11 protein-coding genes are annotated in these 13,686 nt (G+C 71.4%); 4 read left to right on the top strand and 7 right to left on the bottom strand.

Annotation, left to right across the window (positions count from 1 at the left end):
* Positions 1 to 8 precede the first annotated feature (8 nt).
* Positions 9 to 935 carry an amino acid ABC transporter substrate-binding protein gene (locus ACE3UN_RS02145; RefSeq protein ID WP_374673262.1) on the bottom strand — a complete coding sequence of 309 codons (927 nt, stop codon included), beginning with the start codon at positions 933 to 935 and terminating at the stop codon, positions 9 to 11.
* A 391-nt stretch (positions 936 to 1,326) separates the two neighbouring features.
* Between ACE3UN_RS02145 and ACE3UN_RS02150 the strand changes: the two genes are divergently transcribed.
* The 3 genes from ACE3UN_RS02150 to ACE3UN_RS02160 are packed head-to-tail and all read left to right on the top strand — an operon-like array spanning position 1,327 to position 3,170.
* Positions 1,327 to 1,701, top strand: coding sequence for a hypothetical protein (locus ACE3UN_RS02150; RefSeq protein ID WP_374673263.1), 375 nt, complete (start codon positions 1,327 to 1,329; stop codon positions 1,699 to 1,701).
* Between the two features lie 15 nt (positions 1,702 to 1,716).
* Entirely contained in the window at positions 1,717 to 2,427 is a 711-nt protein-coding gene (locus ACE3UN_RS02155; RefSeq protein WP_374673264.1) for a VOC family protein, read from the top strand.
* Positions 2,424 to 3,170, top strand: a complete 747-nt coding sequence (locus tag ACE3UN_RS02160; RefSeq protein WP_374673265.1) for a hypothetical protein — start codon at positions 2,424 to 2,426, stop codon at positions 3,168 to 3,170. The genes ACE3UN_RS02155 and ACE3UN_RS02160 overlap by 4 nt, the downstream gene beginning before the upstream one ends.
* Here the strand turns inward: ACE3UN_RS02160 and ACE3UN_RS02165 are convergent.
* The 4 genes from ACE3UN_RS02165 to ACE3UN_RS02180 form a co-directional block, all read right to left on the bottom strand.
* The gene (locus ACE3UN_RS02165) at positions 3,119 to 5,248 is read right to left on the bottom strand and encodes a putative bifunctional diguanylate cyclase/phosphodiesterase (protein ID WP_374673266.1); all 2,130 of its coding nucleotides are present in this window, start codon (positions 5,246 to 5,248) and stop codon (positions 3,119 to 3,121) included. The genes ACE3UN_RS02160 and ACE3UN_RS02165 overlap by 52 nt on opposite strands.
* A 186-nt stretch (positions 5,249 to 5,434) precedes the next feature.
* Positions 5,435 to 7,705, bottom strand: coding sequence for a hypothetical protein (locus ACE3UN_RS02170; protein WP_374673267.1), 2,271 nt, complete (start codon positions 7,703 to 7,705; stop codon positions 5,435 to 5,437).
* 113 nt (positions 7,706 to 7,818) lie between these two features.
* The gene (locus ACE3UN_RS02175; RefSeq protein WP_374673268.1) at positions 7,819 to 8,742 is read right to left on the bottom strand and encodes a LysR family transcriptional regulator; all 924 of its coding nucleotides are present in this window, start codon (positions 8,740 to 8,742) and stop codon (positions 7,819 to 7,821) included.
* Positions 8,743 to 8,788: 46 nt separating this feature from the next.
* Entirely contained in the window at positions 8,789 to 9,487 is a 699-nt protein-coding gene (locus ACE3UN_RS02180; RefSeq protein WP_374673269.1) for a hypothetical protein, read from the bottom strand.
* Positions 9,488 to 9,714: 227 nt separating this feature from the next.
* Here ACE3UN_RS02180 and ACE3UN_RS02185 point away from each other — a divergent pair, with 227 nt between their 5' ends.
* On the top strand, positions 9,715 to 10,605 hold the full coding sequence (locus ACE3UN_RS02185) for a LysR family transcriptional regulator (protein ID WP_374673270.1): 891 nt from the start codon (positions 9,715 to 9,717) through the stop codon (positions 10,603 to 10,605).
* A 17-nt stretch (positions 10,606 to 10,622) separates the two neighbouring features.
* On the opposite strand, the gene ACE3UN_RS02190 is transcribed toward ACE3UN_RS02185, so the two are convergent.
* Positions 10,623 to 12,203, bottom strand: coding sequence for a methyl-accepting chemotaxis protein (locus ACE3UN_RS02190; protein ID WP_374673271.1), 1,581 nt, complete (start codon positions 12,201 to 12,203; stop codon positions 10,623 to 10,625).
* Between the two features lie 161 nt (positions 12,204 to 12,364).
* Positions 12,365 to 13,573, bottom strand: coding sequence for a choice-of-anchor Q domain-containing protein (locus tag ACE3UN_RS02195; RefSeq protein WP_374673272.1), 1,209 nt, complete (start codon positions 13,571 to 13,573; stop codon positions 12,365 to 12,367).
* Between the last annotated feature and the right edge of the window lie 113 nt (positions 13,574 to 13,686).

The following is a 13,686-nucleotide window of genomic DNA, read 5'->3' on the forward strand; positions in this document are numbered from 1 at the left end:
TGGCTGGCTCAGAAGGGAACGTAGTCCGACGGGAACTTCCAGAAGTCCCGCAGCAGGTGGTTCATCGGCAGGTTGAGGGAACTGCCGTGGGGCGGAATGGGGCGCTCGAACCACTTCGTGTAGATGCCGTGCAGTTCCTGGCTGCGGATCAACCGCTTCATCTCCTCGTCGACGAGGCGCTTCAGGTCGGGATCGTCCTTGGCCATCATGATGGCCAGGGGCTCCACGGTGAGCATCTTCCCGACCACCTTGAGGCGCGACGGGTCGGGACGCGAGGACATCAGTGCGTAGAGCAGCACGTCGTCCATCACGAAACCGTCGGCCTGGGCCTTCTCGACCATGTCCACGGCACCGGCGTGGTCCGGCGCCTCGATGATCTGGATGCGCATGAGGCGGTCGGCATTCGCGGCCTGCAGGGCCTTGAGCGAGGTGGTCGAGCGGGTGGAGACCAGTCGCCGGCCCTCGAACTGGCGCAGTTCGGTCAGCGCGCTGTCGCTGCGCACCAGCAGGCGGGACCCGGTGATGTAGTGCGGGACGGTGAACGCCACCGTCTGCCGGCGCTCGGCGTTGTTGGTGGTGGAGCCGCATTCGAGGTCCACCTGGTGTGACTGCACGAGCGCCATCCGCGTGGCTGGCGTGACCAGCTTGTAGCTCACAGGCACGCTGGCCAGCTTGAGCTCCCTGCGCATGGCCTCGGCGAGCCGCTGGCAGATGTCCAGGGCATAACCCACCGGGCGGCCGGTGCCGTCGACGTAGGAAAACGGCGTCGAGGACTCGCGGTGACCCAGCACCAGGGTGCCCCCCTGCGCGAGCTTCTGCAGCACCGGGGTGGCCGCCGCCGCCGTGCCGCCCAGCGCGCCGGCAGCAAGCGCCGCCAGCAGCCCGCGCATCCATGGGCCTGGCTTGCGCCGAGTCGGTGTGTCGATGGGTGCCATGTCGCACACCTTATGCAGGCGGGCGTCCCGGCGTCCAATCGTGTATTGCGGGGTGGGGCCTCGCTTCGGGCGAATACCGGCCACCCCTCGATTTCCCTCGGTGATCTGCATTGCCGCGGATTCTGGCGGGCAGGCGCGGCGGGTCGCCGGCTGGCCCCGTGACATCGACGTGACATGCCTGCGCGCTGCGGTGGACCCCGCCGCGGCCCTGCGGCGGCGAAGGACTGCCCTCCGAAAACACGAGACGCAAGCCGCGGCACTGCCGTAACACTCCGCAGCAAATCAGTCGTTGACTTCGGGGTAAGAACCAGTGCCTGTCTCCCTGCAATTCGAACCCGTCCATGGGACCGCACGTCTGGTCGGTCTGCCGGACGCGGTGCTGTCCCCCGGCATGCACCACCAGGATGCCGTGGCGTCCCTCAGGGCACTGCTGTGGCTGTCGCGCGACTACGACCACGGCATTTCCTGGTCCTGCTTCCAGGGCGCCTGGTTTGGCGGCCAGCGCTGCGGCTTCGCGCTGCTGTTCCGGCGGCAACGCCTGTCCGCCCTGCACTTCAACGTGGTGCTGCCACAGGCGGCCGATGCAGCGCCCACCCGGGCCGAGATCGACCGCGAGATCGTCTTCGTGCGGCAGGAGCTGGGGCTGCAGCTGGGCACCGCCATCTCGGACAGCGGGGCCAACTTCCATTGGGGAACGGCGTGGTCGCGGTTCGATCCGGTGGGGTTCCAGGCCAGTTCGGGCCTGCAGTTCGCCCTGCACGGCTGACGGCCCGCGATGGACATGTCCCTGCCTGTCGGCCTCGGAGCCAGTGCCACCACCGACGTGGCGCACGCACCGGCGCCGCCGCCCGCCGGGTGCGTGGTGGACCATCTCACGGTGCTCAGCGCCACGCTGGACATGGGCATCGCCTGGGTGCAACGGGCGCTGGGTGTGCACGCCGACCGCAGCGGCCAACCCGACACCATGGGCACTCACCAGGCACGGGTGCGCCTGGGCCACAGCCAGTTCCTGCAGATCGTTGCCATCGACCCGCGGGCGCGCCGCCCGCCCCGCCCGCGCTGGTTCGGACTGGACAGGGGACAGACACCCAGGCGCCCGCAGCTGGCGAGCTGGTCGGTCCGCAGCGACGACATCCTCCGGGCTGCCACCGGCTCACCGGAGCCCCTGGGGGCGGTGCGCAGTCTGGCGCGCGGGCCGGTCCAGTGGCGCATGACGCTGCGCGACGATGGGGCCCTGCCGCTGTCTGGCACGGCGCCGGTGCTGGTGCAGTGGCCCGACGGCGGATCGCCTGCGGCCACGCTGGCCGACAAGCAGTGTGCACTGCTCGGCCTGGAGCTGCTCACGCCCGAGCCCGCGCGGCTGCACGCGCTGCTGCAGGATCTGCAGGTGGACGGCCTGGATCACACCGTCGTGGTCACGCGGGCCCGCGCGCACGGGCTGGTCGCCCACATCGACACGCCCGGTGGGCTGCGCACGCTGGCCGCGCGATGAACCTGGCCGACATCGCCCGCCTGGTCGCCGAGGCGGCGCAGCTGCTTGCCGCTCATCCGCTGCACTGGGCCGTGGTCGTCGCCCTGTTCCTGGTCACGGTCGAGGCGCTGATGTTCCTGCCCTGGGTGGGGTTCGTGCTCAAGCTGACGGTGTCCAGCCTGCTGGCCTGCCAGATGGTGGCGCTGTGGCTGGCCGCCGCTGGCGGCCTTGCGCCGGCACCCCAGGCGTTGTTCCAGGGCCTGGGGCGCCCGTGGTCCGCCCTGTGGGCGCTGTGGGGCGCCGCACTGATTCCCTTCCTGGCCGGCATGGCCTTCCTCGCCGCCAGCCGGGACCGCGCCCACCTGCGGTTCTTCTTCGGTCGCGTGCTGCGCGACCCGGCGCCCCCGGCCGGCACCTTCTTCCGACTGAAGCTCGTCATGCAGCTGTGCGCCCTGCCCTTCACCTTCGTGGCCGGCGCGGTCCTGCTCGCGGGGCTGGGCGGCACGGCGGCCTGGACGCGTTCAGCGCAGCTCGCCGCGGTCCATCCTCTGCCCCTGGCCCTGTTGCTGGCCTTCGGGCTGTGTCAGGAATGGGCGGCCATGCGGCTGCCCGCGTGGGCCCGGTCCGCCGTCGGCGTGACGACCGTGCTGCTGGTGCAGGCGCTGTGCGTGGCCGCGGAACTCGCGTTCGTGTCGGTGCTCACCCACCACGCCTATGCCGACGCCGGCGCGTCGTCCAGGGGCTGCATCTCGGCGCCACGCTGATCGACCGCCTCGGCCCAGCGCGCCAGCAATGCCTGGGCCGCCAGCGCGTCCACCGGCGCGGAGAACAGGAAGCCCTGGCCCCGGGTGCAGCCGAGTCGGAGCAGGGCCTGGGCCTGGACGGGCGTCTCGATGCCCTCGGCCAGCACCTCGACGCCCAGGGCGGAACCGATGGCGATGATGGCGCGGGCGATGGCGTCGCTCTGGCTGTCGCCGTTGAGCTTGCACACGAAGGCCCGGTCGATCTTCAGCATGGTCACCGGGAAGCTGTCCAGGTAGGCCAGCGACGAATAGCCGGTGCCGAAGTCGTCGACGGCCAGCCCCAGCCCCGCGGCGCGCAGGCGCCCCAGGCGTTCGGGCATCGGCCCGGTCCGGTCCACCAGCAAGGACTCGGTGAGCTCGAGCTCCACGGCGCCAGCCGGCAGGCCGCTGGCGCGGAACACCTCGCACAGGCGGTCGACGCTCGCCGCGCAGGCCAGCTGCCGCGCCGACAGATTGACGCTCATCTGCAGAGCGGGATAGCGCTCGCGCCAGCGGCACAGCTGTTCGGTGGCCTCGCGCATGACCCATTCGCCGATGCACTGGATCGCCCCGCTGGACTCGGCCAGCGGGACGAACTCGGCCGGGCTGACCGCGCCCAGCACCGGATGCGTCCACCGCAGCAGGGCCTCGAAGCCGGTGATGGCGGGGAGCGCCCCACCGGTGCGCAGCTGCACCTGGGGCTGGTAGAGCAGATGGAACTCCGACCGTTCCACGGCCTGTGCCAGCGCGTCGGTCAACTGCTGGGCCCGCGTCGCGGTGTCGTCTTGCCCACGGCGATGCACGCAGTAGCCGTTCTTGCCTCCCGCCTTCGCGCGGTACATGGCACTGTCGGCATGGCGCATGAGGCTGTCACGGTCATCTGAGTCCGTGGGAAAGCTGCATGCGCCGATGCTGGCCGACACGGGCGGCACCGGCCGATCCCCCATCGGGTAGGGCAGCGCCAGGCTGCGCACCAGCTTGGCGGCCACGGCCTCCACCTGGGCCAGGTCGCTGTCGTCGTCCAGGATGACGGCGAACTCGTCCCCGCCCAGCCGGCACACCCCGTCGCGTCGGCGCAGCGTATCGGTCAGGCGGCGGCCCACCTCGCGCAGCAACTCGTCGCCCGCATCGTGTCCCAGGGCGTCGTTCACCTGCTTGAAGCCGTCCAGATCGATGTACAGCAGCGCGCAGCGTCCCGCCTCGCGCCGGGCGCGCGCCACGGCCGCGCCGATGCGTTCGCGAAAGTAGTGCCGGTTGTGCAGGCCGGTGACGCTGTCGAAGTAGGCCAGGTCGTTCAGCCGCCGCTCCGCTTCGCGGCGCTGCAGCAGCTCCTGGTGGAGGCGATCGTCGCGCTGCTGCAACTCACCCATCATGCGGTTGAAGCTGCGGCCCAGGGCAGACACCTCCTGGCTGCCCTGCGCCGGAGCACGCACGCGGAAGTCGTGCTCCAGGCTCACGCGCTCGCTGATCTCGGCGAGTTGCGTCACCGGGCCCGAGATGCGCCGGGCCGTGCGCCGCCACAGCGGCATCGACAGGACGAACGAGGTGATCGCCATCAGCAGGCTGGTGGCGATGGCACCGGCCAGCGCCCGATAGGTGGGGTCACGCTCGACGACGATGGCCAGCGTGCCGAGTGCCGCCCCGTTCAGCACCACCGGTGCGCGCACGACCGCGCCGCCGCAGCCGTCCCACTGCCACGCCGGGCCCTGTGCATGCAGGAAACAGCCGGCCCCGGCGGGCTGCCGCGCGTAGCGGGCGAAGGTGGACCCGTCGTGCAGGAACACGCGCGCCTCGGTGACCTCGGGCGCGGCAGCGAGCGCGCGCAGCATGTGGTTCGCCTCCGTGGACACGCCGAACGCGATCGCCGCCGCCGTGCTCGCGCCGACGATCTCCGCGTCCTTGGTCATGGACCGTTCGAGCGCATGGCGCCGGGCCAGCACCTCGTGCACCAGCATGCCAGCGGTCGACAAGGCGAGCGTCAGCGCGGTCACGCTCAGGCCCACGGTGGTGATCTGGCGCTGGATGGTCTGACTCGACCAGGAGGGCAAGGACGGTCGCAAGGCGGAAGGACCTTTCGCGGACGCCCCAGGGCCGCCCGAGCCGGGCAAACGCCAAGGGGTACCAGAGGTGGCGAACCGGGGCCACCGGCTCGCGGCCCCAGGGCGCACAGTCTCCGCCCGAGCGGTCCCACGCCGAACTCACATCTTCGGAGGCCTCCCGTCAGCGCCGACACGGCGTGGGCGCCGTCAGCGCACCGGCACGATGGCCCACTGCGGTGCCTGGGTGTAGTCGGGTTTGACGCTGCGCGCCATGAACTGGTCCCAGGCGGCCTGTGCCTGCGGCGCCGCCATGTCGACGGCCGCCGCGAGGGCGGGCTGCATGTTCGACGGGTAGCCCGAGGGCACGGCCGCGTAGCCCGTCATCTCGCCGGCCACCCAGGGCACGCGTTGCACACCCAGGTCCTTGTCGCGTTGCGTGCGCCAGTCGGCCTGCGCCGTGCTGCCGCAGGGCTGGTCCAGGTAGCGCGCACCGGTGCTGTTGACCAGCGGGATGGGCTTGCCGGCGCTGTCCGTGCCCTGCATGGTCGCCAGGTAGGCCGAGCTGAAGTCACCGTAGAGCGGGGCCCCGGCGGCCGGACGGACCGCCAGCGCATACACGGCGCCGTCGGTCCAGCAGTAGCCGGCGCCGACCATGCGCCCGACAGGAAAGCGGCTTTTCCAGGTGGCCAGGGGGCGGGCCTGCTCGAAGCCGAGTCCGCTGGCCAGGTGCGCCACGCTCCAGGTGAAGAAGTCGTCCATCCAGGGTGCCAGGCCGGTGGCGGGGCCCATGGCGGTGGTGTAGGCGATCACCGGCCCCACGTTCTGTCCACTGCCGTCCAGCACGCCCAGGGCATTCGGCGGCGTGTTGACATACGTGGTGGTGTACCAGTCGAGGTTGTGCCGGAGGCGGTCCACGAAATAGGCCTTCATCGGGTCGTCGTCCGGCGTGATGTAGGCCGCATGGCCCAGCGTGCGCAGCGACCACGCCTGGCCGCGCACCTGGTCCCACTTCAACAGGCCTTGCTCGAGCCCACGGTAGTGCGGGTTGGCCTGCAGCATGTTGTAGTTGGCCCAGAACTGCAGTTCCTCGAGCAGGTAGTGGTCCCCGGTCACCAGGTACGGCAGGTAGGCCAGCGACGGCTGGTGTGCGGAGTCCGGCTGGTAGGCGTAAGGCGCCGTGTCGCAGGCCAGGCAGGGCGGGAAGGCCTCGCTGAGCCCGGTGCGCGGATTGACCGTGTCACCCGGCCGGCCGAGCAGCGTCATGTAGGGATAGTCGGCCAGGCTCACCGGGCGGCCCGTGCGCTTGTCGCGGTAGTGGATGGGCCAGCTGCCGGCCAGTTCGCCGTTGCCCACGGTGGCGGCCTTGGCCCGAGGGTCCATGCTCAGGAGATACAACGCCGCCCACTGGGGCAGCGGGGCGATGTCCGCGCGCCCGCCGGTGGTGGGCATGGCGGGCGTGACCAGGCCAGGCGCCATGGGCCCCTTGGCCGCCGCATCCCACGACGCGGCCAGGGCGTCCAGCGCCGCGGTGGAGGGCCGTACGCCGAGGTCATAGTGCGGCACGGCGCCGCTGGCGACCAGGTAGCCGGTGTCGTGGCGGACATGCAGCCGCGGCTCCGGGCCGCCCCACCAGAAGGTCTTGCGCCAGCGCGCATGGGCGAAGTGCTTCAGCGCCCGCTGCGCATGCACCTTGCGACCGCCGACGTAGGCGGCCACGTCGTAGGTGACGTTCTGCGGGTCCGGCTCATAGGCCCAGGTGTTCTCGATCGTCATGTCGACCCGGGCGCGGTGCGCGCCCGGGTACCAGCGCACCGCGAACCGGGCGGACAGGTGGGGATGCGCGACGCCGGCGTCGTCCCGCAGCGGGGCACTGCCCAGCCATTCCTGTGCCAGCGGCCCGGACAGCCAGACGCGCCGGCCATCACGGCGCAGCATCGTCTCCGCGGACGCGCGGTAGGTCCGGCCGTCGATGCGAACGCCCAGCTTGGCAGTGAACCCGGCGGCCAGGAGGTCCGCCACGGAGCCCGGGCCCGACACCTTGCGCAGCGGCGGCCCGGACAGCAGCCGGAGTTCCTGCGTGGTGCCCGGTTCCAGGCGCGGCAGCACCGCCGACACGACGGCATGGCGCACCGAGCCGTCCGCGTGACGCGCCTTGACGTCCAGCTGCACGGGCGTGTCCTGACCGGCGTAGGTCGCCGTGAGCGAGGCTCCCTCCGGCAGGTCACCCCGCGCGAACACCTGACCCAAGCTGAGCGGTACCTCGCTCTGTGGCGCCGTGTCGGTGCTCTGCAGCAGCAGCGGCACGGCGACGCCGGCACCGGCATGCCGGACGGGGGCCACCGTGCGGCCGCCGGCGAGGGCGGCCTGGACCGCGCCCAGCCACGCCACTGCGGCGAGCGCGAGGGGCAGCGCCGCGCGGATGGCCCGGCGGGCGCGCCTGGCGGGCAGGCGGTCAGGGCGTACAGGTATGAGGTGCATGGCAGGTCCGTCCGTATCCGACGATGGGGGGGCGATTCTGGGGTTCCCCTCCTCGTCCGTGGCGCCCCACACCGTGACCGGCAGGTGACACGACCCCGCGGCAGGACGGTGCCCTACGGGGCCAGAGCGCTGCCCCAGCGCAGGCTGGCCAGGTGGTCGAACACGGCCCGCACGGCGCGGTGGGTGCGCAGCTCCTCGTGCGCCGCCAGCCACACGCTGCGCCAGTCCGGCGGCAGTGCGGGCACGGCGCGCACGACCCGCGGCTCGGCGTCGCCGATGTCCTCCTGCATCAGGCCGATGCCCAGGCCCTGCTTGGTCAGCTCCCACTGCGCCACGCGGCTGGCGCTGCGAATGCGCAGGTTGTCGTCGGTCACCGTCAGTCCATGCTGCCGCAGAGGCTCGACGTAGCGACGGGGATCCTCACCGACGATGAAGGTCGCGTGGGCGAGGGCGTCCAGGGACGTCGGCCGGCCGAGCTGGTCGAGGTAGCCCGGCGTCGCGTACAGGCGAAGGGCAATCTGTCCAACCCGCCGCGCGATGAGGTGCCCCTGCGTCGGCTGGAACAAGCGGATCGCAATGTCGGCTTCACGCCGCAGCAGGTCGCTGGGTCGGTTCGCGGCAATGACCGACAGACTCAGCCTCGGATGCGAGGCGCGCAGTGCCTGAAGAATGCCGGGCATCACGTAGGCCGCCATCACCTCGGACACACTGAGCGTCACGCTGCCGTCCAGCGATTCGGTGCGGGCCTGGGCCGTCAACGCCACCTGGCGGGCGGCCCCTTCCATGACGCGCACGTGCGCCAGCAGCGCCTGGCCGCCAGGCGTGAGTGCCATGCCCCGCCCGTGCCGGGCGAACAGCGGCACGCCCAGCTGCCGTTCCAGCGCCACCAGGTGGCGGCTGAGCGTGGGCTGGCTGAGCTGCAGCACCCTGGCCGCGGCCATCAGCGTGCCGTGGTCCGCCACCGCCAGGAAGCTGCGCGCCTGGTTCCAGTCGAAGGCGCTGACGCGGCCGGTGTGGCGGATGAGCCCATCGCTCATGCGCCGCATCCCCGCCACCCGACTCGCCGGCGCGCAACCCCGTGGGTCATCCGTCGCATGTCAGGGCTTGCAAGGCGCTGCCAGCCGCCAGGCACGCGCCGACCCGGCCTCCCGCTGACAGCGCCACGTGTCGCCATGGCCCCGACGCCGCCACCGCCTCGACGGCATGTGCGGTGTGGCGGTCGTGCGGCGCGGCCAGCTGCGAGGCGTCGATCAGCGCGGTGATCTGCTCGGGCGGCACCTGCAGTTCGCGGGCCGTGCGCTCCAGCCAGTGGCAGGCCGCCTCCGCCGCCCCATGCCGATCGAGCGGCGTCAAGGGGAAGCGCAGCACCCAACGCTGGTTGCCACAGGTGGCGCTGGCGGCCTGCATCGCGGCCCGGTCAGCCAGGCTGCAGCCGCGCGATACCACCGGAAGTGCGCAGATGCCGGCCTCCCACAGCGACACGAACAGGCGGTACACGGGCGACTCGCGCGCAGGCGGCGCCGCGGCGCGTCGGAACGCGGGGTCGATGGCCACCACCTGCCCGCCCTCGCAGGACGCCTGCAGTTGGCCGACGATCTCCTGAATGTGCCGCCCCCAGGATCGACGCGGCCCCCGGAACAGCGGCTGCTGCGAGCGGTCGGGCACCTGGCCGAGCAGCACCGCCGGCGCCAGGCCGGCATGCCGGCGGTGCCGCAGCACGCCCTCGGCCAGCGTCAGACGGGGGGCCAGGATGACCACATGGCCGGGGTCGGCATCCAGCATGGAAGAACACCTCTCGGAGCAGTGCGCCCGGCGTGCGGCCAGACGACGGCGGCACTCTAGCGGTGGCCCCGACGCGACCACAAGCCGGCACGTCGCATGTCAGCTATGCATTGGCTGGGGTGCGCGGTCCCCCCGCGCGCTGCTACCTTTGCCGCGGCGCCGGCGACCACCGCGTCAGTCGAACGCCGTCGCGAGGCGGGCCCTGGATCACGAAGTACACGACCGACATGGAAACCTACCAGCTCAAGACCTTTGTCACGGTGGCCCGCGAGGGCAGCATCACGCGGGCGTCCGAGCTGCTCTACCTGAGCCAGCCTGCCGTCAGCGCGCATATCAAGGCGATCGAGGAAGAGTTCGACCTGACACTGTTCGAGCGCACGCCGCGCGGCATGGTGCTCACCCCGAATGGCTCCGGCCTGCTGGTGCATGCCGAGCAGTCCATCGCGATGCACCAGCAGTTCATCGAGCAGGCCAGGCGGCTCAAGGGGCTGCCCAGCGGCCGCCTTCGCCTGGGGCTGCTGGGCCGAACGGACCCCGCGCTCGTCTCGCGCTGGATGTCCAGGCTGGTCGATCGCTGGCCAGACCTGGCCGTCACCGTGGAACACGGCAGCTCCGCCCAAGTGGCGGACGGGCTGCAATGCGGGCACCTGGATGTGGGCTTCTTCATGGACGAGGCCGGCATGGACACGGAACTCCATGGCATGGAGGTGGCCACCCGCACGCTTCACCTGGCCGCACCGAAGGGATGGGCGGCGCCGGACGCAGAGCCCGACTGGCGCGCCCTGGTCCAGCGCCCGTGGATCAGCCCGGCCTGCCGCGGCTGCTGCGGCCAGTCACTGCACAGGCTGTTCGCTCAGCTGGGCGAAGTGCCCAGGCGCCTGATCAGCCTGGACCAGCCCGCGCTGGTGCCGGCCTTGGTCACGGGGGGAGTGGGACTGGGCTTCGTACACGACGAGGTGTCGCGGACGGCGGGCTTCCTCGCCGCCGCCGACCTGGTGGGCGGTGTGCATTTCACCTTTCCCGTGCGCTTCGGCTGCCTGGCCAGCCGGACCTCTGAGCCCGCCGTGCAGGCGGCGCTGCAGACGATGCGAGAGGTGCGAGAGGTGCGCGCCGGCTGAGGGCCGCCGCGCCGGCGTCATGCCGCGGCCGCCGCGCCGTGCGGAGCCGGCCCCAGCCGGAACACGGACACGGCGTCGGCAAGCCGGTTCGCCTGTTCCGACAGGCTCTCAGCGGCGGCCGCAGCCTGCTCCACCAGCGCCGAGTTCTGCTGGGTCATCTGGTCCACGCTCGCGACGGCGCCGTTGACGCGTTCGATCTCGGCACGCTGCTGCTGACCGGCCACGCTGATGGCGCCGATGGTGTCCGTGACCCGGTCCACCCGCGCGACGATCTCGTCCATGGTGCGGCCGGCGCGCTGCACCAGCTCGGCCCCGCTGTCGACCCTGCCGAGGTTGGCGCCGATGAGCGCCTTGATCTCCTTGGCCGCGTTCGCGCTGCGCTGCGCCAGCGTCCGCACCTCGCTGGCGACCACGGCGAAGCCGCGGCCCCCCTCGCCCGCGCGGGCCGCCTCCACCGCCGCGTTGAGGGCAAGGATGTTGGTCTGGAAGGCGATTGTCTCGATGACGCCGATGATCTCCGCCATGCGTCGGGAGCTGTCGCTGATGGTCGCCATGGTGTGCACCACCTGCCCCATCACCTGTCCACCTTCCTTGGCGGTCTGGGCGGCGGCCTGGGCCAGCTGGTCCGCCGTGCCGGCGGACTCGGCCGTCTGACGCACCATGGCCGTCAGCTGAGACAACGAGGCACACGCTTGCTGCAGGCTGGCGGCGGTGTGTTCGGTGCGCTCGGACAGGTCGCGGTTGCCCATCGCGATCTCGGCGCTGGCGGTGTGGGTGCTGTCGACGGACTGACGCACACCCGCCACCAGCTCGCGCAGCGAATCCTGCATGCCGTTCAGGGCAGACAGCAGCCGGCCGGTCTCGTCGCGCCGGCTGACCGGGATGTCGTGGCTGAGGTCGTAGGCGGCGATCGAGCGGGCCACGTCCACCGCATGCTCCAGCGGGCGATTGATGGACCGCGCCGCCCAGAGGCACAGCAGCACGCCCAGCACGCACGCCACACCCGCGAACGCCAGCAGGCTCCACCGCGCGTGCCGGCTTCGTTCAATGGCACGGGCCCCGGCCGCGTCCAGTTCGGCACGCTGCAGGTCCGACAGTGCCTGCATGGTGTCCTTGAACCGGGTTGCGGCCGGCTCGAACTCGAGCTCGAAGATCCGCTGGGCGGCCGCCGGATCCCCGGCCTGGCGCGCAGCGTACAGCGCATCGCGGGCGCCGAGGTAGGTCTTCCTCGCCTCGCCCAGGCGGGCGAAGACTGCCCGTTCGGCGTCCGATGCCATCAGCGCGTCCAGCTCCTTCTGAAGCTGACTCGACTGGGCCGTCGCCTGGGCCGAGGCACCCGCGAAGAACGTCGTCAGCGCCGGGTCCTTGCTCACCGCGATGGCGGTGGTACGGAAGACGCCGTTGGTGATGTTGCGGTACCAGTCGGCGGCCAGCCGTTCGCTCCGCAGCGCGTTGCCCAGCATTTCCTGGTTCTCCCGCTCCACCTGCAGGAGCGAGCCGTAGCCGATGCCGATGCCGATGAAGGCGGTGAGCAGGATGGCGCCCATGACCCGCAGCAGGCGCTGCCGAATGGACGGGTCGGAGGAAGGGTGGAACATGTGCGTGGAGGTACGGTGACGATGGAACCCGCTGCATCGACAACGCGACAGGGCAGCGATGAACGCCGGACCGTAATCGGCTCGCCCGTGTTCGGCAACACTGGAAACCGGAGGTCCGGCCTCCGCCTTTTGACAGACAGTGGGCCGGACCGCATGAGGCGTCAGTGCTGGTATGCGCCGATGTCGTAGCCCGCGCTGCCGCCGCGAGGCTTGCCGTCGTGGTCGGTGGCGGGCGCGTAGGTGGACAGCGCACGGCCGATCGCCGGCGAAGCGGGCGTCAGGTGCAGGTCCGGCGGCGAGGCCGTGCGCGAGTAGGACACCAGCAGCGGATCCGCGGTGACCGTGCCCGTGTGGGTCTTGCCCGACTGCAGCCGCCAGTTGGACAGCCGATTCAGGTACACGAGGTTGTTGCGGTAGGTGGTGTTCCTTCCGACGGCGCCGATCTCGCCGATGCCATAGGTGTTGTCGTACACGATGTTGTTGTGCACGTGCACGTTGTCCGCGACGTAGGGAGGCCGGCGGAAGTCGCCGCCGCCCACGATGACGCCGTAGCCCGAGCTGGCAGCGGTGTTGTTGATGATCTTGACGTTCGACGCGTCGTGCCACAGGTGGATGGCGCCATAGCTGGCCCGGTACACCACGTTGTTCACCACGCTGCCCGAGGTGGCCATGTAGATGCCCTGGATGCGCACGCAGGGGTTCGGCTCGAACGGGTTGTCACCGATGTCGTGCACGACGTTGCCGACCACGTCGCCCAGGACGCCCTGGTAGTAGCTGTCCACCTCGATCCCCGCGCCACCCGTGCCATCGCAGGGCACGTCGTTGGCGACATGGTGAACGTGGTTGCCCTCGTAACGCGTGTACGAGCCGCCGCTGTAGAGCCCGAAGCGCCAGTGCTTGCCGCCCGTGCCGTCGACCTGGAAACCATAGATCGACACGTGGTGGCCGCGGTTGTCCCACGCCGCCTGGGCGGAGGACAGGGGATCGGGCACGATGACGGCGGCCCGCTGGCCGGTGGAAACCCAGTGGATGCGCGCGGTGGCCGTGCCGTGCGCGGTGGTCTTGAACCCGCCGGTGTAGCGCCCCGGTGCCACCCACACGGTGGTGCCCGGCCGCGTGGCAGCGCGCGCGGCACGGGCCAGCGTCTTGAAGGGGGCGGTCGAGGTGCCGGGGTTGCTGTCCGAACCCGAGGGCGACACGTGGTAGTTGTAGGTCGTTCTCGGGAGGGCCGGCGGCCACACGAGGGATGGGTGGGCCTGGACGGCGTCGGGTCCGTCCGCCGCGATGGCGTTCCCGAGATCGTCCCCTGTGTTCTCCCACGCATCGGCCGTGGCCAGCACCTGGTCGTCGTCCGGCATCGCGGGTCGCATGGAGGCCTGCTCGGAGGACGCCGTGGCAGCTGCCAGGCTGTCGCCTTCCTGGCCTCCGCCGCAAGCGGTCAAGGCCGCTACGCATCCCGCCGCGATCCAGGTCCAGGGGTGTG

Source organism: Ideonella sp., assembly GCF_041918995.1.
GTDB lineage: Bacteria > Pseudomonadota > Gammaproteobacteria > Burkholderiales > Burkholderiaceae_C > Ideonella.